The sequence below is a fragment of the Nonomuraea roseola genome, from assembly GCF_039535395.1.
Taxonomy (GTDB): domain Bacteria; phylum Actinomycetota; class Actinomycetes; order Streptosporangiales; family Streptosporangiaceae; genus Nonomuraea; species Nonomuraea roseola.
In genome coordinates, this window is record NZ_BAAAXC010000015.1 from 979,455 (window position 1) to 997,659 (window position 18,205).

The window sequence follows — 18,205 nt, forward strand, 5'->3', positions numbered from 1 at the left end:
CCCCTCTCCCCTCGCGCCCGCCATGAGTAGGCTCGACGGTGTGAGCACCGCATTGATCATCGTGGACGTGCAGAACGACTTCTGCGAGGGCGGCAGCCTTCCCGTGTCGGGCGGCGCCGAGGTCGCGGCCGCGATCAGCGCGTACGTGGCCACGCACCCCTACGACCACGTGGTGGCCACCCGCGACTACCACGTCGACCCCGGCGCGCACTTCGCCCCCGAGCCCGACTTCGTCACCACCTGGCCGGCACACTGCGTCGCGGGCACGCGCGGCGCCGACTTCCACCCCGCCTTCGACACCTCGAAGGTGGAGGAGGTCTTCAGCAAGGGCGCCCACGCGGCGGCCTACAGCGGCTTCGAGGGCTCCTCTTCCGAGGGCATCCCGCTGGCGGACTGGCTGGCGGGGCGCGGCGTCCAGACGGTCGACGTCGTCGGCATCGCCACCGACCACTGTGTCAGGGCCACGGCCATGGACGCGGTGGAGCAGGGCCTCGCGGTGCGCGTGCTGCTCGGCCTCACGGCCGGAGTGGCCAGGCAGACGACGGACGCGGCGCTGGCGCAGCTCCGCGACGCCGGAGCCGCCCTCGAGGGCGACCCGACCGTCCGCTGAGAGCACGCTCCCGCGAGGTTAGACACCTCGCCACGCCCGGGTGATGTGATGGTCAAGGCGATGAGAACTGCCCGCTCCTGAACTACTACGGAGAGCCTGGAAGCTCATCCGACGTGTAGAGGACGCCCATGCTCGCCTTCGCTCTCGGCCTCGCCTGGCTCGTGCTGTCGCCTTTGTGCCTGTGGATCCTGGTGCGCGGCCGTAACCCGGCCCGTCTCAGCGCCGTGCTCACTCTGGTGGCGATGGAGGCGGCCACGGTGATGATCAGCCAGGAGCGGGAGTCGCTCGTGGTGGTCGCCCACGACGTCCCCTCCGCCGCCCTTCGGCCATCCGCCCCGGACTGCGCCGAGCGCGCTCCCGTGCCGCAGGCGGCCCGTCTGGGCAGGCGCCATGAACAGCTGAGGCTCTACTGGACGGCCGCGCCTGACGAGTGCGGCACCGCCGAGGTCCTCCTCCGCCGCAGTGGACGCGAGCTGAGAGTCTGGATAACCGAGGGCACCCCGCAGACCCGCCCTCGCCCCGTGGACGCCCCGCAGACAGGCCACGAGAACCCGCCCCAAGTCCAGCTTCAGGACGCGTCCCGTGCCCAGCCTGAGAACGCGCCCCGGGCTCAGCCTGAGGACGCGTCCCATACCCAGCCTGAGAACACGTCCCGTGCCCAGCCTGAGAACACGTCCCGTGCCCAGGCTGAGAACACATCCCGTGCCCAGGCTGAGAACGCGTCGTCGATCCGACGCGAAGGCTTCAGGACGGTTCCCGTACACGTCGAGTACGGCACGGCCTCGCTGGCGCTCCCCCTCCACCACCTGCCCAGGCACACCCGCTACGTGACCGTGGACGGCCGCTCAGGCCGCCGCATCCCCCTGCAACGCTGACCCACTGATCCACTGACCACCCCGTCGAACCGGAACGGCCGAACCGTTGAATCGTTGAACCACCGAGCCACCGAGCCACCGAACCGCCGAGCCTCCGAGCCTCCGAGCCGTTGAGCCGTTGAGCGGCCCAGCGAGCACCGAGACCGCTGGACGGTTCAGCGAGCCTGACGTGACGGCGAGCGCCGGAGTCCCGCTGGAGCACGCGTGAAAGACGGACGGCCACCGGTGACCCCGATGGCCGCCACCACGCTGTGCCGTACAGAGGGGCCCGGAGAGGCCCGCCGCACAGAGAAGCCGCACCCCACGGAGAACCGCGCCGCACAGGAAGGGCGCGCCGCACAGAAAGGCCGCGCCGTACAGGAAAGGTGCCTGAAGGCGCGGCCTGGTACTGGGAGCAGCTCAGCGGGACCGCTGGGTGGCCCACTGGCGGATCTTGGCGATGCGCTCCTGGACCTGCTCCCCCGTCGCCTGGGCGATCGGCGGCCCGCCACACGCGCGGCGCAGCTCCGAGTGGATCACCCCGTGCGGCTGCCCCGTGCGGTGGTTCCACGCGCCCACCAGCCCGTTGAGCTCCTTGCGCAGCTCGGCCAGCTGCTCGTGGGGCGACATGACCGGCTCCACGGGCTTCGGCGCGCGTCGCTTGGCCGCCTGCTGGTCGGCCTGGCGCTTGCGCAGCAGGGAGGCCACCTGGTCGGGCTCGAGCAGCCCTGGCAGGCCGAGGAAGTCCTCCTCCTCGGCGGAGCCGACCTCAGCCCCTGTGCCGAACTCGCCGCCGTCGAACAGCACCCTGTCGAAGGTGGCGTTCGTCTCCATCGTCTCGAACGGCAGCTCGTCGCCGAGGACGTCGGGGTTGTCCTGACGCCTGTTGGCGTTCTCGAGCAGGCTGTCGTCGAGGCCGTCCTCGGGCGGGCGCTTGTTGAGGACGTGGTCGCGCTCGAGCTCCATCTCGTTGGCCAGCCCCATGAGGGTCGGCACCGACGGAAGGAAGACCGAGGCCATCTCGCCCCGCTTGCGGGCGCGCACGAAGCGCCCGACCGCCTGGGCGAAGAAGAGCGGGGTGGAGGTGGAGGTGGCGTAGACGCCCACGCACAGGCGCGGGATGTCGACGCCCTCCGACACCATGCGGACGGCGACCAGCCACCGGTCCTGCGAGGCGGAGAACTGCTTGATCTTCTTGGACGCGCCGGGATCGTCGGAGAGCACGACCGTGGCGCCCTCGCCGGTGATGTTGCGCAGATGGCGGGCGTAGGCGCGGGCCGCCTCGTGGTCGGTGGCGATGACCAGGCCGCCCGCGTCGGGCACGCCGCGCCGCACCTCGGTGAGGCGGCGGTCGGCGGCCTGCATGACCTGGCGGATCCAGTCGCCCTTGGGGTCAAGCGCGGCGCGCCAGGCCTGGGAGAGCTGGTCCTTGGTGAGCGGGGTGCCGAGCGTGGCGGCGATCTCGTCGCCCGCTCTCGTGCGCCACTTCATCTCGCCGGAGTAGGCCAGGAAGATGACGGGGCGCACGACGCCGTCGGCCAGGGCGGGGCCGTAGCCGTAGGAGTAGTCGGAGACGCTGCGCTTGAAGCCCTCGGCGTCCTCGGCGTACTCGACGAAGGGGATGGGGCTGTCGTCGGATCGAAAGGGCGTGCCGGTGAGGTGCAGGCGGCGGGTGGCGGGCTCGAAGGCCTCGCGGATGCCGTCGCCCCACGACTTGGCGTCGCCCGCGTGGTGGACCTCGTCGAAGATGACCAGCGTCTTGCGCGCCTCGGTGCGCGCCCGATGCAGCGCGGGGTGCATGGCGACCTGGGCGTAGGTGACCGCCACGCCGAGGTAGTCGCGCGAGGTGCTGCCCTGGCTGTTCTTGAACTCGGGGTCGATCGCCATGCCGACCTTGCCCGCCGCGTCGGCCCACTGGCGCTTGAGGTGCTCGGTGGGCGTGACGATGGTGATCGCCCTGATCACGCCCTGGGTGAGCAGCTCGCTGGCGATGCGCAGCGCGTAGGTGGTCTTTCCCGCACCGGGCGTCGCGACGGTCATGAAGTCGCGAGGGTCGCTCCTGAAGTAGAGGTCGAAGGCCTCCTGCTGCCAGGCGCGCAGTTTGGGCGCGGTGCCCCAGGCAGCGCGGTCGGGATAGGAGGGCGACAGGTGGGATGCCGCGAACGTACTCACGCCATCACCTCTGGGACTCGTGTGCTTCGCTCTCTCACAGTGACCCAAGGGTAATCGGGGACACCGACAAGACGTGCCGTGCTAAGCGGATCCTGGCCAAGCTCACCTCTGCGTGCTATTGGGCTTATCGCACGCTCGTCATGACCGCGTCGAGCGCCTGTCTGCTGGTGGTTTCGTCGGGTTGGAGCAGCCCGACGACGACGACCGTCCTGCCGGGTTTCGTGAGAAGCATCACTCGAAGATACGCCGGGCGGTTCACCACATCCTTGTACTCAGCGCGCAGCGAACGCGTGTGCCCGCCGTACGGGCCGATCGTGATGGGCCTGTCCTCGACGACGCTCACCCTGTCGCCGTGGAGCAGCAGCCTGGAGTAGAGCTCGGCCGCCTGCGCCGTGGCCTTGGCCGCGTCGGAGGGCGCGCCGCTTGGCCTGGCCATGACCAGGGTGTCGAGGCCGTGGCGGGCGGCCGAGGTGAAGCCCGTGACAGGAGGCACGGGGTCCTGCCGCCACCCTTCGGGCAGCGGGATCTCCACGGCGGCCGTGGCGTCGATCAGCATCGCAGTCCTGGCCTGCTGGGGTACGGCCAGCCGCAGCACGACCGTGGCGAGCCCTGCGACCAGCCCGCCTGCCACGATCATGGCGAGCAGCGCCCCCGCCCTGCGCGGCCACCGGCGCGGCCTTCTGGGCGCGGCCGGCGCGCCGTACAGCCTGGCCGAGGGAGGCAGCGAGTCGGGCGGTGAGGCGGGCAGGGAGCGCTCCGCCGTCCGCCTGAGCTCCGGGTTCCACGGAGGGTCCGAGTCGTGCGAACCCGGCGGCCAGACCCGTCGATCGTCCTCCATCTGGCCGTCTTATCACTCATGCGGACGGCCATCAGGGGATTCGTGATCGCTGGGGCGAGAGGGGGAAATGAGTTCAGGTTCTGACCCTGGAGGCGATCACCACGGCGGCGAGCGAGACGACGCCCATCAGCAGCGCGATCACGACGAAGCCGGTGGAGATCTGGGCGGGGGCGTGGCCGATCAGGTTGATCAGCGCGCCGCCGACGCCGATGGCGAGGGCGGAGCCGAGGGTGTCCATGACCTGCATCGCGGCGGAGTTCTTGCCCTGCTCGGCCGCGGGCGACTGCCTCAACATGGTCACGCCGACCGTGGTGACGGAGATGCCCATGCCGAGCCCGCCGACGATCCACGCGGGCACCGCGATCCAGCCGCTGAAGAGGGGCAGCGCGGTGAGCATCGTGCCGAGCACGCCGACCAGTACGGCCGCGGCGCCGATCCTCAGCAGCTTCTCGGCGGGATAGTCGCTCCTGCTCTGCAGGTAGGCGCCCGCGGACCAGCCCAGCGCACCGGTGGTGAGTGCGATGCCCGCCTCGGCGGTGCCGAAGTCCTTGACCTGCGTGAGCATCAGCGGGATGAAGGAGTTGACGCCGAAGAACGCGGCGGAGTACATGCCGCGCATCATGATCGTGGTGGGCAGGCCCCTGGCGAACCTGAGCGCGCCCTTGGGCAGCAGCCTGGGCAGGCCGAGGACGAGCAGCGCCAGGCCGCCCACGGTGGCGAGGGAGCCCTCGACGGGCGAGGTGTGCAAGCGGTCCACGCCGAACAGCAGCAGGGCCGCTCCGCCCGCCGTGGCGGCCGCGGCCATGACGCGGGGCAGGGCCCTCGCGCCCGCCTCGGGGGTGCCCCGCGAGCTCTGCCTGAGCGCGGGCAGCAGCATGAGCAGGGCGGGCACGATGAGCGGGCAGATGCCGTAGAAGACCCACCGCCAGCCGACGGTGTCGGCCACGAGGCCCGCGACGGCGGGGCCGACCATGGCGGGGACCACCCAGGCGGCGGAGATGGCAGCGAAGATCCTGCTTCTGGCCTCGGGGGCGTAGACCCTGGCGATCATGACGTAGATGGCCACGATGGTGGAGCCGCCGCCCAGGCCCTGCACGACCCTGGCCAGGACGAACAGCTCCTTGTTGAGCGCCGCGCCCGCCAGCGCCATGCCGATGACGAACAGCGTGATGCCGGCGATGAACGGCAGCCCGTAGCCCTTCCTGTCCGACCACAACCCCGCCACGACGTTGGCGAACAGTCCGCCGATGAGGAAGGCGGAGAAGCTCATGCCGTACAGGTTGAGCGCGTCGAGTTCTTCGGAGATGGCGGGCATGACGACGCCCACGGACATGCCCTCGAAGGCGACCAGGGTGACGCAGAGGAGGATGCCGAGGCTCGCGGCGCGGTACTCAGGACCGAAGATGCGAGGGGTTGCGTACGGAGTGTCGAGTGCCTTCGGTGCTGTCACTCGAACATCCTAGTTGGACGGGATCGGCTAGACCTGTGCGCGGTAGGCCGACCACATCTCGTGCATGCGGTCGACCTGCCCCTGCGTGAACTCCGACATACAGCGATCATGCGTGTAGTCCATGTAGTTGTGGATCGGGTCGGCCCCTGGCGCGCTGCACGTGTCCTTGCTCTCGGGGCATCCCACGGTGGGTGTGGCCTGGGGCGGGGTGTCTTCGACGCCGTCGCCTGGAGCCTCGCAGCCGTTCTCGAAGGTGTGGAACAGGCCCAGCCAGTGACCGATCTCGTGCACGCTGGTGAAGCCGCGGTCGAAGTCGGCCAGCGAGCCGCCGGGCAGGCTGCGCCAGTCGATGACGACACCGTCGAGGTGCGGGGCGGTCGTGTACCAGAAGGGGTAGGTCGAGTACCCCAGCACGAGCTCGGCCAACTGGCCGATGTACAGGTTGAGAGTGCCGGGGCCGCCACGCCGCAGCTCGGTCTTCATCTCCGTCTCGTGGGCCAGCGGGTTGGCGAACCACTCGGCCTTGGCGGTCACCGTGACGCCTTCGAGACGGAAGCGCACGTTGGTGTCGACCCCTCCGTAGGTGCCCGAGTAGGCGGCGTTGAGGGTCTCCACCTGGGCCGTGACGGCCTCGTCAGGAGCCCTGCGAGCGCCGTCGGTCAGGACGTGGACCCACAGAGGGACGGCGATGGGCGCGGCGAGAGCGGTGGAGGTGCTGTCGCGCGAGGCGAGATCGGCGAGCATGGCCGCCACAGGGACGGGCTCAGGGCGCGCGTCGCCCCTGCCGTTTCTCGAGGCCGGCGAGCAGTCTCCCGCGGCCGTGGCGGGCGCGCTCGCCACGGCCAAGGGCCAGGCGGCGAGCAGGCACACCAGTGCAGCGGCGGTCGTACGCCGGGCCATGCGATCCCCCGATGCGGCATGAGCTGGTCAATATCGCGACCTTAGCTGCGCCTCGGGGGATTTCACGTGATCAACACTCACTGCTTCCCGTCGTCACCGTCGCCGCCCTGGGGCAGCCCTTCGTAGATCTCCTTGCACTCCGGGCAGACGGGGTATTTCTTCGGGTCGCGGCTGGGCACCCAGATCTTGCCGCACAGGGCGCGGATCGGCGTGCCGGTCACCATACTCTCGGTGATCTTGTGCTTGTCGGCATAGTGGGCGAACCGTTCGTGGTCGCCGTCGCCGTGCGAGAGCCGCGGGGTTGTTTCCTGCTCTGGAAGGATCTTCGTGCTCACGCCATCGAGTGTATGCGGCCGACGCCTCCGCTCCACACAGAGGGACGGCTCCCGCCCGGGTCGGACGGGAGCCGTGGGAGGTGATGCCGAGATCAGCCGACGTGGATGGGAGCACCCTCGGTCGGCGTGGCGCCACGCTTGACGAACAGCGCCAGCAGCGCGGTGAGGATGGCCACGCCGGTGCTCACCAGGAAGGCCAGGTGCATGCCGTCCATGAAGGAGTTGTGCACGGCGTTGGTGATCACCTCGGCCGCCTGCGCGGGCAGGCCCTGGGTGGGCGCGACGCCGAAGGCCGCGGCCTGTTCGAGCTGGCTCATCTGGGCGGGCGGGATGGCCTGCGCCGCGGGGCCGAGGTAGCCGGGCAGCCTGCTGGCGATCTCACCGGCCATGACCGCGCCCAGGATGGCCGTGCCCAGCGCGCCGCCGATCTGCATGGCCGACTGCTGCACACCACCGGCGACACCCGCGTACTGGGGTTCGACGTTGCCGACGATGATCTCGGTGGCGCCGACGAAGACCGGCGACAGACCGAAGGCGAGGACCAGGAACGGGATCCCGCTGTCGACGAACGAGGCCTCGATGCCCAGCCTGGACATGAGGAACATGGCCAGCGCCGTGATCACCAGGCCCACGGCCATCGTGATCTTCGGGCCCAGCTTGCCGATCGCGATGCCGGCGAGCGGGGAGGCGATGATCATGCCGGCGCTCATCGGCAGCATGCGCACGCCCGCCTCGAGCGGGGTCAGGCCGTGCACGCCCTGGAAGAAGAAGCCGAGGAAGAACATCGCGCCGAACATCGCGAACGCCACCATCATCATCAGCACCGTGCCGATGGCGACCGACGGGTTCTTGAAGATCGACAGCGGCACCAGGGGCTGCCTGGCCTTGGTCTGCCAGAAGATGAACAGGGCGGTCAGCACGGCGAAGGCGGCGAGGAAGCCCACCGTCTTGGTGTCGCCCCAGCCCCACTCGGGAGCCTTGATGATCGACCAGACCAGCGAGAACATCGCGCCCGACAGCAGCACCACGCCCAGCCAGTCGACCTTGGACAGCAGCTGGGTCTTGCTCTCGTTGATGATCAGCACGCCCATGATCAGGGCGATGATGCCCACAGGGACGTTGATGAAGAACACCGACTGCCAGCTGACGTTCTCCACCAGGAGGCCGCCGACGATCGGGCCAGCCGCGCTGGACAGACCGATGATGCCGCCCCACGCGCCCATCGCCTGGTTCAGCTTCGGGCCGGGGAAGGCGTTGCGCAGCAGCGCCAGGGCGGCGGGCTGAAGCAGCGCGCCGAACAGGCCCTGGAGCACACGCAGGATGATCAACTGGGTGATCGAGGTGGTGAAGCCGATCGCCAACGAGGTCAGCGTGAAGCCCGCGACGCCGATCAGGAAGATCCGCTTGTGCCCGAACAGGTCGCCGAGCTTGCCCGCGGTGATCAGGAAGACCGCGAGGGCCAGCAGGTAACCGCTCGTCACCCACTGCAGGTCGGACAGGGTCGCCTTGAGCTCCGCGCCGATGACGGGGTTGGCGATGCCCACCACCGTGCCGTCGAGCATCACCATGATGACGCCCAGCGAGACCGCCAGCAGCGTCAGCCATGGGCTGCCCTTCGCGCCCCCTTCTGGATCTGACGGCATCTTCGCCGTCATGGTCCCGGCTTCAGCCATGGAAGTCCCCCTAATGCATACGAATCGGTAGTCGAGGCAAATTTATGGCACAGCATGACAGATGACAAATGAGTTTTATTTGACACTGCCTGACATGTGGCACACTGTGACGGGGAGGTTTCCATGGGTCTACGGGAGCGTAAAAAAGAGAAGACGCGGCTGGCGATCCTCGACGCGGCGCTCGACCTGTTCCTCGAACAAGGATACGAGACGACCACCGTGGAGCAGATCGCGGGGTCCGTCGAGATCTCAGCCCGCACGTTCTTCCGCTACTTCACCAGCAAGGAGCACGTGGTCCTGTGGTTCCACGACCACAGCGAGGAGGTCGTCACCGAGGCGCTCCAGCACAGGCCGGAGGACGAGCCGCCCTTCCAGTCGCTCCTGCACGCGCTGCGCGTGATGCTGAGCGAGTTCAACGACGCGACACCTGATGAGACCGAAAGATTCCTCAAGATGCAACGTCTCATCGAGAACAACCCCGCACTGGCGGGCAAGAGCGTGGCGCGCGGCGTCGAGACCGAACGGCGCATGGCCGTCGAGGTCGCCAGACGGCAGGGCCTCGACCCCGCCGTCCACCAGCTGCCCCACCTGGTCGTCGCCTACGCCATGGCCACGGTCAGGGTCGGCTTCGAGTGCCCGAGGCCGAAGGTGACCGGCATGGGCGAGATGTTCGAGCGCGTGGACGCCGCGCTCGGGCTCGCCGAGCGCAGCTTCCGCCCCGGCTGGGACCTGGCGGGCTAGTTCATCGTCGGGTCGTCGGGGTGCGTGGCCACGAAGGCCAGCTCCCCGCGCTGGCGGCGCAGCACCGAGCGCCACAGCCGTCCGGGATCGGCGTCGAAGGTGTCGCCGACCTCCGAGTCGACGACGTACCACGCCCCCTCGGCGATCTCGCTCTCCAGCTGGCCCGACGTCCAGCCCGCGTAGCCGGCGAAGATCCGCATCTGGGCGATCTCGCCCGCCAGGATCTCCGGCGGCGCGTCGAGATCGACCGTGCCGAGCCTGGAGACCGCGGGCGTGCCCGCGTGCAGGCGACGCCAGCCCAGCGGCTCCTCCCCGCTCGGCACCGCGGCCAGCGCCAGCGCGCTGTCGGTCTGCACAGGACCACCCTCGAACAACACGGCCGGACCGCTCACCAGGGTGTCCCACACCGGCAGCACCTGCGTGACGGCGATCTCGCTGGGCCGGTTCAGCACGACACCGAGAGTGCCGCCGTCGGCGTCGTGTTCGAGGATCAGCACCACACTCCGCCGGAAGTTGGGATCGTCGAGCAGTGGCGTCGCCACCAACAACCCGCCGACGTAGATCGCCTCCGCCATGCCTCCATCATGACCGGTCCTGAGCGGATCCCGCGCCCCCGAGTGACGGATGTTACCGAGCGCGCACATATGGGCACTGTAGGTAGCAAAGATCACAATTTTGGAAGAGCTCGGGAGGAGCAATGACCACCCGGAGACGCCTCGCCCTCTCCCTGCTGCTGATGCCGACAGGGGCGATGCTCCTCTTTCCGATGGCCGCCTCCGCGGATGACCGAAGAGACAGCGACCCGTTCACCATGACCGTCCGCGAGCGGAACTGCGACACGAACATGGTGCCCGTGCTGCTCCAGAGCAACAGCGACTACGCCGCGGGCTTCACCGTGGAGAGGGACGACCACCTGGTCGAGCGGGGCACGGTGAAGGCGCGCAGGAGCACCACCGTCTACGTCCCCGTCCCCAGGGGGAGCTCGGCCAGCATCGAGGTCAACTACGTCGGCAACGCGCACGACGACAAGCTGGTCGACCGCCAGCGGATCTACAACGACTGCACGAGCCGCTCAGGCGACTGGGGGCACGGCAGGTGGCAGAACTGGGGCGACCGCGACCACGGCCTGCCGAACACCGGCCCTCCCGCCGACCTGATGGGCAAGCTGGCGACAGGGACGGCGCTCGTTCTCATGGGCGGCATCGTGTGGTGGTACGGCTCCATCTGGCCGCGTCAGACGCCCGACGGCGCCTTCTCCACCACGCGGACGGCCCGCGGGCACCACCCCGGCGTCAAGGACTGAAACGCAGGGGCGGACGCCGGTCAGGCCTCGGTGAAGCCGCGCGCCCTGCCGCCCGCCGACTCCCTGACGGCCGCCGCGACGGCGGTGGACACGTCGGGGTGGAAGACGCTGGGGACGATGTAGTTGGGGCCGAGCTCCTCGGGGGTGACCACGGCGGCCAGCGCGCCCGCGGCCGCCAGGAGCATCTGCTCGGTGACCTCCGTGGCCTGGGCGTCGAGCAGTCCGCGGAAGACGCCGGGGAAGGCCAGCACGTTGTTGATCTGGTTGGGGTAGTCGGAGCGGCCGGTGGCCACGACGGCGGCGTGCTCGCGGGCGTCGTCGGGCGAGACCTCGGGCTCGGGGTTGGCCAGGGCGAACACCACGGCGTTCGAGGCCATGGTGGCGATGTCGTCGCCGGTCAGGATGCCGGGAGCGGAGACGCCGACGAAGACGTCCGCGCCCTTGACCGCGCCGCGCAGGTCGCCGGAGTAACCCTCGGCGTTGGTGTGCTCGGCGATCCAGCGCAGGGAGTCGTCGAGGTCGTCGCGGCCCAGGTGGACGGCGCCGAGGTAGTCGCAGACGACCACGTTGCGGGCGCCGGCGGCCAGCAGCAGGCGCAGGACGGCGGTGCCGGCCGCGCCGGCGCCCGCCATCGCGATACGGACGTCCTCGATGCGCTTGTCGACCACGCGCAGGGCGTTGGTCAGGGCGGCGAGCACGCAGATCGCGGTGCCGTGCTGGTCGTCGTGGAAGACGGGGATGTCGAGCAGGTCTCTGAGCCTGGCCTCCACCTCGAAGCAGCGCGGCGCGGAGATGTCCTCCAGGTTGATGCCGCCGAAGCCCGGCGCGATGGCGCGGACGATGGAGACGATCTCGTCGACGTCCTGGGTGTCGAGGCAGATGGGCCACGCGTCGATGCCGGCGAAGCGCTTGAACAGCGCGGCCTTGCCCTCCATGACCGGCAGCGCGGCGGCGGGGCCGATGTTGCCGAGGCCGAGGACGGCCGAGCCGTCGGTGACGACGGCGACGCTGTTGCGCTTGATGGTGAGGCGGCGGGCGTCCTCGGGGTTGCGGGCGATGGCCATGGAGACGCGGGCGACGCCGGGGGTGTAGGCCATCGACAGCTCGTCGCGGTTGCGCAGCGGCACCTTCGACTGCATCTCGATCTTGCCGCCGAGGTGCATGAGGAAGGTGCGGTCGGAGACCTTGTGGATGACGACGCCCTCGACCGCCTCGAGCTGGTCGACGATCTGCTGGGCGTGGTCGGTGTCCCTGGCGGCGCAGGTGACGTCGATGCGGAGCTTCTCGTGCCCCGCGTTGGTGACGTCGAGTGCGGTGACCACGCCACCTGCCGACTCGACCGCGTGGGTCAGCTGGCTGACGGCCTTGCCGCCGGCGGGGACCTCGAGTCGCACGGTGATGGAGTAAGACACGCTCGGGACGGTGGCCACGTCAATCGCTCCTTTGCGCCTGACCAAGGATGCATCCATGGTGCCACCTCCGGCGAGTCCTCTCGACAACGCTCTTGACCGGATTGTTTACGGACATTTCCGAAATGGGAGAACTCTTTCTTGATCGGGTGTTCATCACCCCCGGCGACTGTCGGGGGCGCCCCCACGAACCCCTCGAGGAGCCACATGTCCCGTGTGACCGCCCTGCTCGCCGCGACCGCGCTCGCCGTCCTCAGCTCGGCGGCCCCCGCCGTGGGGACGACAGGCAGGTCAGACGTCAGGATCAACCAGATCCAGACGATCGCCACCCACAACAGCTATCACCGCGAGGTGACCGACGCGGAGAAGGACGTCCAGCGGAAGACAGACGCCAACTGGTGGAACCTGCAGTACTCGCACGCGGCGCTCCCCCACCAGTTCGCCTCGCAGCGGGTGCGCGGCATCGAGCTCGACGTCTTCCCCGACCCCCGGGGCGGCCTGTACTCCAAGCCGCTGGTCAGGCGCGACGCGGGCCTGCCTCCCCTCGACGACCCTGACCTGGCCAAGCCCGGGTTCAAGGTGCTGCACTGGGGCGACCACGACTACGCCACCACCTGCTCGGCCCTGGTCACGTGCCTGCGCCAGGTGCGCGAATGGTCGGACGCCAACCCGGGGCACGTCCCGATCACGATCCTCACCGAGCTGAAGACGACCGACCCCGCCAAGGAGGCCATGGGCGGAGCCAAGAGCGGCCCGTGGACCGCCGCCCTGCTCGACGCCCTGGACGCGGAGATCCGCACGGTCTTCCCCGATGACCGGCTCATCACCGCCGACGACGTGCGCAGGCCTGGCCTGTCCCTGGAGGAGAGCGTGCTGCGGCACGGCTGGCCGCGGCTCAGCGACTCCCGCGGCAAGGTGATGTTCTTCATGGACAACCAGTCGGCCGCCGTCCAGACGCCCTACCTGGCCGGCCACCCGAACCTGGAGGGCAGGGTGCTGTTCACCAACTCCAGGCCGGGCCGTCCCGACGCCGCCTTCATCGGGTGGAACGACCCGCTCGGCGCCAACACCGCCCAGATCCAGGACTTCGTGCGACGCGGCTACTACGTCCGCACCCGCTCCGACGTCCCGTTCACCGAGGCCCGCTCGGGCGACACCACGAGGCTGAAGGCGGCGCTCGACAGCGGCGCCCAGATGATCAGCACGGACTTCCCCGTCATCGGCCTGTCGGCCCGCAACGGAAGCGACTACGTCGCCGAACTGCCCGGCGGAGCGATCGCGCGGTGCAACCCGCTCGTCGCGCCGCGCGGCTGCCAGGACCACCGCCTGGAGCCGCGCCTCAGTTCACAGCCTCAGCAGCGATGACGATCAGCTCGACGCAGGCCTGCACGGGGATGGTCGTGCTGTCGACCACGAGCTGGTAGAGCCGCGGATCGGCGGGGTCGGCCCGGTAGAAGTGCCTGACATAGGCCGACCTCGCCCTGTCGTTGTCCTCGACCAGCTTGCGGGCCGCCCGCTCGGAGACCTCCGACAGGGCGGCGGTCTGCAGGATCCGCCTGCGCGCCGGCGCGTCGAGGCGCACGTGCAGGGCCCCCGGGTACTCGGCCAGCACGAGCGCCCCCGCGCGGCCGAGGAACACCCCGCCGCTCGCCCGCGCGGTCTCCTTGATCATGCGTTCGGTCCTGGTGACGAACTCCTCCGGCGGGAGCGGCATCGCGCCGGGCAGGTACATGTCGACGCCGCCGAAGGTGACCGTCGGCAGCCGCATCGCCCCCGACAGCAGGCGGCCGAGCCCGTGCTCGGCCCTGTCGTCGTGGACGAGCGCCTCCTCGATCGAGCAGCCAAGCTCCTCGGCCACCGCGCTCGGGATCGCCCTGTCGACGAAGGGCACGCCGAGGCGTTCGGCCACCGCCGGGCCGATGACGCTGCCGGCCGTGCCGTACGTCGCCGAGATCGTGACGACCCGCATACCTCTCAGATTAGAACAGTGCGCTCGAAAGCGCTCTTCTCGCTTTCACCAGAGCGGGATCGTCACCGGGCAGCGCGTCGAACAGGCCGAGCAGGTGCTTCCTGACGGTGTCGCGCTCGTCGCCCGAGGTGCGCTTGACGACGGAGACCAGCCTGTCGAAGGCCTGCTCGACGTTTCCCGAGAGCATCTCCAGGTCGGCGGCCAGCAACTGGGCCTCGATGTCGGCGGGGTCGCCCAGGCGGCGGTCGACGTCGGCGGGGTCGACCGAGGCGGTCCTCTTGATCAGGCCGACGCCCGCGAGGCCCATCTTGGCGTCCTCGTTGCCGGGGGCGCGGGCCAGCAGCCGCTCGTAGGCGGCGGCGGCCGCGTCGAGGTCGCCCTGGTCGATGGCCTGCTCGGCGGCCACCAGGTCGGGGTCGGCGGGCGGGCCGTCCTGCTCGGGCGCGCCCGCGGCCTCGCCCTGCTCGCCCTGCGGCCTGGCGTCGGGGTTGGCCTCGTAGAACTGCTCGACGGCGCCCATGAGCTCGTCGAGCCAGCGGCGCACCTCCTGCTCGGGCAGCACCTGCTGGAAGCCGGTCACCGCCTGCCCCTGGAAGATGGCCAGCACGGTCGGCACGGCCTGCACACGCAGCGCCTGGGCGACCTGCGGGCTGGCGTCGACGTTGACCTTGGCGAGCACCGCCCTGCCGCCCAGGTCGGTGATGACCTTCTCGAGGATCGGGCTGAGCTGTGCGCTGCCCTGGGCACGCGGCGACCAGAGGTCGAGGATGACGGGGACCGTCATCGACCGGTCGATGACGTCGGTCGTGAACGTCTCGTCCGTCACGTCGACCACCGACGCCGCAGCCTGGGGCCCCGCGGCCTCTCGCCGGGCCTGCGCCTCGATTGCCTGCTTGCGCGCGCCCAGATCCACTGCTCCGTAGAGCGATCCGGGCCTAGAGATGTCGGCCATGCTCCTCATCTTGCCGCATCGCCGCCGCACCGAGCGCAGGAGCCCGGCCGGAGAGAGCGACGAAGGAGCCGACGAAGGAGCCGACGAAGGAGCCGACGAAGGTCGAGCCGGGCGCGACCGTCAGACCCCGAGCGCAGAACCCGGCCGGAGAGCGACGAAGGAGCCGGGGCGGGCGCGACCGTCAGGCGCTGAAGTCACCCGCCGCCACTCGCAACGTGCGCAGCAGGCCGAACATCTCGCTGAGTTCGCTCTCGCCGTACATGGTCATGCCGAAGTCAGCGTTCATCAGGTCAGTGGTAGCGGCGTCCACGATCTCCCTGCCCCTGTCGGTGATCTCGGCGAGCACGCCCCTGCCGTCGCGCGGGTTGCGCAGACGGACCACCAGACCGGCCTTCTCCAGGCGGTCGACGGTGTTGGTGATGCTCGTGGGATGCACCATGAGGCGCTCGCCGATCTTCGACAGCGGGAGGGCGCCTGTTCTGCTGAAGGTCAACAACACGAGCGCTTCGTATCTGGCGAAGGTCAAGTCATACGGCTTGAGGAGCGAGTCCAGTTGCGACAGCAGGATCTGGTGCGCTCTCATGATCGAAGTGACCGCGGCCATGGCGGAGGACGGCCCGAAGTGAACACGCCAGGTCTCAGCAGCGCGCTCGATGGGATCGAACGGCAGGTTGAGCGACACAGCGCTACGTTAGCGTGCCGCTCGTCCTGGTTCGTATAGTTACCGAGCGCAACCATATTCACCGCTTGACCAAGAACCTGGGCGCTAATCATCACGCTCAGTTATGGTTCTCGCACGAAAAGGTGACGCGGAGCCAGGGGACGGCCATGAGCCGGTGTTCCGCGATCGCTGACCGGGCACGGGGGGTGCTTGATGTATTTCAGCGGGAGGTTTCGCCGTGCGTGAGCACGCCGGCGTCACACGCGAGGAGCTGAAGCAGAGCGCGGCTGTCACGACCGCCGTTCTGCTGGCCGTGGGGCTGGTGGCCGCATGGAGCGTCCTGATACCGGGCGTCGACGCCTGGGAGAACATCGTGGTGGCGGTGATCGGGTCGCTCAAGCTGACCGGTCCCGTCGCGGCCGCGTTCGCGGCCTGGGTGGCCGCGCGCAAGCGCCGCGCCCTGCGCGGGAGGTCGGTCACGACCTGGACCGCGCTCAAGGCGCCACTGGCCATCGTGGTCGTGGTCGTGGGGTCGTTCACCGCGACGGTGCTGGTGCTGGCGGTCAAGACCGTGCTGACCGAGCAGGCGGGGCGGCTCAACCTGGCAGGACTCGGCATGGGCATGGCGGGCCTTGCCCTCTACGCCGTCATCGGATGGGTGACGGGCTGGCTCGTGCCGAACGCGATGACACCGCTGGTGGCGGGTCTCGGGTGCTACGGGCTGTTCACGTGGCTGGCCGAGGGCAAGACGTGGGCCGACAGGCTCGCGCCCGGCACGGGTGAGCCCTACGACCTGTTCCAGGGGCTGGCGGGGGCGGCCTTCCTCGACCAGACGCTGTGGCTGCTCGGCATCGCGCTCACCCTGCTGCTCGGCTGGGCGGCGGTGGTGACGCGCCAGGCGCTGGTGCTGGCCTTCGCGCTGCTCGCGGTGCTGGCGGCGGGCACGGGGGTGGCCAGGCTGCTGACCGAGCCCAAGCCCGCCAGCGCGCAGCCGCTGGCCTACAGCTGCCAGGAGTGGCCGATCACGGTCTGCCTGCATCCGGGGATGCGCGGCGGGCTCACCGAGCTCGGCGACGCGTTCACCAAGATCGCTTCCAAGCTGTCGGGCACGCCCGCGGCGTTCACCAGGGTGGAGCAGCGGCCGCTCGGCGAGAGCCTGCGCGCCTCGACCGGCATCGTGCCGATCCACCTGCCCGACCTGTCGGCGGGCTTCGCCGACGAGGCCGCCTACGACTACGTCGAGAGCCTGGCCGCCCCCTGCGGGGACGATCCTGCCGGCGGCTACAGGGAGATCGTGATGGCCTGGCTGCGCGGGGAGCCGCTGCCGGGAGGGCCACTGCCCGAGCACCAGTACGCCGCGGCCTGGTTCTCCGGGCTGACCGAGCACCAGCGCCGCGACTGGCTGCGCATGTTCTACACCGACTTCAAAGCCTGCCAGTTGTCGGCCAGGCACTTCGGCGGCGGACCCGCCGTGGCCTCGCCCGCCCCGACCGCCACGAACACCTATCCGGTCTACCCCACATCCAGCGGTGAGAGCTGGGGACCGGAGATGTCACCGCAGAGCTGGCGTTGATCATGTAGACAGGGGCAGTGAGTTCTACATGACCGTTCAGACGGCGGCCAGGCGCCGCCGATGGCGATATGTGGCGACGGCGTTAGTTCTCGCCGTCCTGGCAGTGGTGGGCGGGCGACTGGCGTGGTCGTGGCTCAACCCCTTCGAGGAACGCAGCGTGGACCGCAGCCAGCCCGTGCTGCTGCAGTCCATCCATGACCTGGCCAGGTTCGAGGCGGCGACGGGCAGCTTCCAGGTCGTGGTCGACCTGGAGAAGGACGCGCCCTTCCTGCCCGACGGGATCAAGGGCACCCGCACCCTGTTCGTCGGCGCGGGCAACGTCGACGCGTACGTGGACTTCGGCGCGCTGGCGAAGGACGCGATCACCGTCTCGGCCGACCGCACCCAGGTCACCGTACGGCTGCCGGCCGCCCAGCTGGAGAAGCCGAACCTGGACAACAAGCGCTCCTACGTCTTCGCCCAGCAGCGAGGCCTGTTCGACAGGGTGACCGACTTCCTGTCCTCCTCCCCGCAGAACCAGCAGGAGCTCTACGTCCTGGCGGAGAAGAAGATCGCCGAAGCGGCCGTCGCCAGCGACCTGCGGGCCCGTGCCGACGCCAACACCAAGGCGATGTTGGAGGGCCTCATGAAGTCGCTGGGCTTCACCAAGGTGACGATCGTCGCGGCCGCGGGCCCGTAGGCATCGCGACCTGACGCTCTAGGCATGTCCCCTGCCGACTTAGGCGCAGGGGACCTGCGACCACGTCCGGAGATAGGGCATCCACC

The 18,205-nt window shown here is 69.7% G+C and carries 18 protein-coding genes; 7 read left to right on the forward strand and 11 right to left on the reverse strand.

All coding sequences use genetic code 11. The annotated features are described in order from the left end of the window. The first annotated feature begins 40 nt into the window (after positions 1-40). Together ABFX55_RS27660 and ABFX55_RS27665 are read left to right on the forward strand one after the other, a co-directional pair. On the forward strand, positions 41-610 hold the full coding sequence (locus tag ABFX55_RS27660) for a nicotinamidase (protein ID WP_346125687.1): 570 nt from the start codon (positions 41-43) through the stop codon (positions 608-610). Positions 611-738: 128 nt separating this feature from the next. Then, on the forward strand, positions 739-1,485 hold the full coding sequence (locus tag ABFX55_RS27665; RefSeq protein WP_346125689.1) for a hypothetical protein: 747 nt from the start codon (positions 739-741) through the stop codon (positions 1,483-1,485). 399 nt (positions 1,486-1,884) lie between these two features. Here ABFX55_RS27665 and ABFX55_RS27670 read toward each other — a convergent pair whose 3' ends face one another. From ABFX55_RS27670 to ABFX55_RS27695, 6 genes are all read right to left on the reverse strand, one after another. Next, positions 1,885-3,636: a DEAD/DEAH box helicase gene (locus tag ABFX55_RS27670; RefSeq protein WP_346125691.1), complete on the reverse strand. Its 1,752-nt coding sequence runs from the start codon at positions 3,634-3,636 to the stop codon at positions 1,885-1,887. Positions 3,637-3,760: 124 nt separating this feature from the next. Then, positions 3,761-4,474, reverse strand: coding sequence for a hypothetical protein (locus tag ABFX55_RS27675; protein WP_346125693.1), 714 nt, complete (start codon positions 4,472-4,474; stop codon positions 3,761-3,763). Between the two features lie 73 nt (positions 4,475-4,547). Then, entirely contained in the window at positions 4,548-5,924 is a 1,377-nt protein-coding gene (locus ABFX55_RS27680) for an MFS transporter (protein WP_346125695.1), read from the reverse strand. A gap of 27 nt (positions 5,925-5,951) precedes the next feature. Beyond that, positions 5,952-6,824: a zinc metalloprotease gene (locus tag ABFX55_RS27685; RefSeq protein ID WP_346125697.1), complete on the reverse strand. Its 873-nt coding sequence runs from the start codon at positions 6,822-6,824 to the stop codon at positions 5,952-5,954. A gap of 77 nt (positions 6,825-6,901) precedes the next feature. Further along, positions 6,902-7,159: a DUF3039 domain-containing protein gene (locus ABFX55_RS27690; RefSeq protein ID WP_183648981.1), complete on the reverse strand. Its 258-nt coding sequence runs from the start codon at positions 7,157-7,159 to the stop codon at positions 6,902-6,904. A 92-nt stretch (positions 7,160-7,251) separates the two neighbouring features. After that, the gene (locus ABFX55_RS27695) at positions 7,252-8,832 is read right to left on the reverse strand and encodes a DHA2 family efflux MFS transporter permease subunit (protein WP_346125699.1); all 1,581 of its coding nucleotides are present in this window, start codon (positions 8,830-8,832) and stop codon (positions 7,252-7,254) included. A gap of 123 nt (positions 8,833-8,955) precedes the next feature. Here ABFX55_RS27695 and ABFX55_RS27700 point away from each other — a divergent pair, with 123 nt between their 5' ends. After that, complete coding sequence (locus ABFX55_RS27700) at positions 8,956-9,573, forward strand: TetR family transcriptional regulator (protein ID WP_346125701.1); 618 nt, start codon at positions 8,956-8,958, stop codon at positions 9,571-9,573. Here ABFX55_RS27700 and ABFX55_RS27705 read toward each other — a convergent pair. After that, positions 9,570-10,148, reverse strand: a complete 579-nt coding sequence (locus tag ABFX55_RS27705; protein ID WP_346125703.1) for a YqgE/AlgH family protein — start codon at positions 10,146-10,148, stop codon at positions 9,570-9,572. The genes ABFX55_RS27700 and ABFX55_RS27705 overlap by 4 nt on opposite strands. A 122-nt stretch (positions 10,149-10,270) precedes the next feature. On the opposite strand from ABFX55_RS27705, the gene ABFX55_RS27710 reads away from it, so the two are divergent. Beyond that, positions 10,271-10,876 (forward strand): hypothetical protein, encoded by a 606-nt coding sequence (locus ABFX55_RS27710; RefSeq protein ID WP_346125705.1) that lies wholly within the window; start codon positions 10,271-10,273, stop codon positions 10,874-10,876. A gap of 20 nt (positions 10,877-10,896) precedes the next feature. On the opposite strand, the gene ABFX55_RS27715 is transcribed toward ABFX55_RS27710, so the two are convergent. Beyond that, positions 10,897-12,306 carry an NAD-dependent malic enzyme gene (locus tag ABFX55_RS27715; RefSeq protein WP_183648994.1) on the reverse strand — a complete coding sequence of 470 codons (1,410 nt, stop codon included), beginning with the start codon at positions 12,304-12,306 and terminating at the stop codon, positions 10,897-10,899. A 186-nt stretch (positions 12,307-12,492) separates the two neighbouring features. Between ABFX55_RS27715 and ABFX55_RS27720 the strand changes: the two genes are divergently transcribed. Continuing rightward, positions 12,493-13,650 (forward strand): phosphatidylinositol-specific phospholipase C1-like protein, encoded by a 1,158-nt coding sequence (locus ABFX55_RS27720; protein WP_346125707.1) that lies wholly within the window; start codon positions 12,493-12,495, stop codon positions 13,648-13,650. On the opposite strand, the gene ABFX55_RS27725 is transcribed toward ABFX55_RS27720, so the two are convergent. The 3 genes from ABFX55_RS27725 to ABFX55_RS27735 form a co-directional block, all read right to left on the reverse strand. Continuing rightward, positions 13,625-14,254: a cytidylate kinase-like family protein gene (locus ABFX55_RS27725; protein ID WP_346125709.1), complete on the reverse strand. Its 630-nt coding sequence runs from the start codon at positions 14,252-14,254 to the stop codon at positions 13,625-13,627. The genes ABFX55_RS27720 and ABFX55_RS27725 overlap by 26 nt on opposite strands. A 10-nt stretch (positions 14,255-14,264) precedes the next feature. Next, positions 14,265-15,206 carry a tetratricopeptide repeat protein gene (locus tag ABFX55_RS27730; protein ID WP_346125711.1) on the reverse strand — a complete coding sequence of 314 codons (942 nt, stop codon included), beginning with the start codon at positions 15,204-15,206 and terminating at the stop codon, positions 14,265-14,267. 181 nt (positions 15,207-15,387) lie between these two features. Beyond that, entirely contained in the window at positions 15,388-15,888 is a 501-nt protein-coding gene (locus ABFX55_RS27735; RefSeq protein WP_346125713.1) for a MarR family winged helix-turn-helix transcriptional regulator, read from the reverse strand. Positions 15,889-16,105: 217 nt separating this feature from the next. Between ABFX55_RS27735 and ABFX55_RS27740 the strand changes: the two genes are divergently transcribed. Both ABFX55_RS27740 and ABFX55_RS27745 read left to right on the forward strand, forming a co-directional pair. Next, positions 16,106-17,440: a hypothetical protein gene (locus ABFX55_RS27740; RefSeq protein WP_183649009.1), complete on the forward strand. Its 1,335-nt coding sequence runs from the start codon at positions 16,106-16,108 to the stop codon at positions 17,438-17,440. 28 nt (positions 17,441-17,468) lie between these two features. Continuing rightward, positions 17,469-18,119, forward strand: coding sequence for a DUF4230 domain-containing protein (locus tag ABFX55_RS27745; RefSeq protein ID WP_346125715.1), 651 nt, complete (start codon positions 17,469-17,471; stop codon positions 18,117-18,119). Positions 18,120-18,205 lie beyond the last annotated feature (86 nt).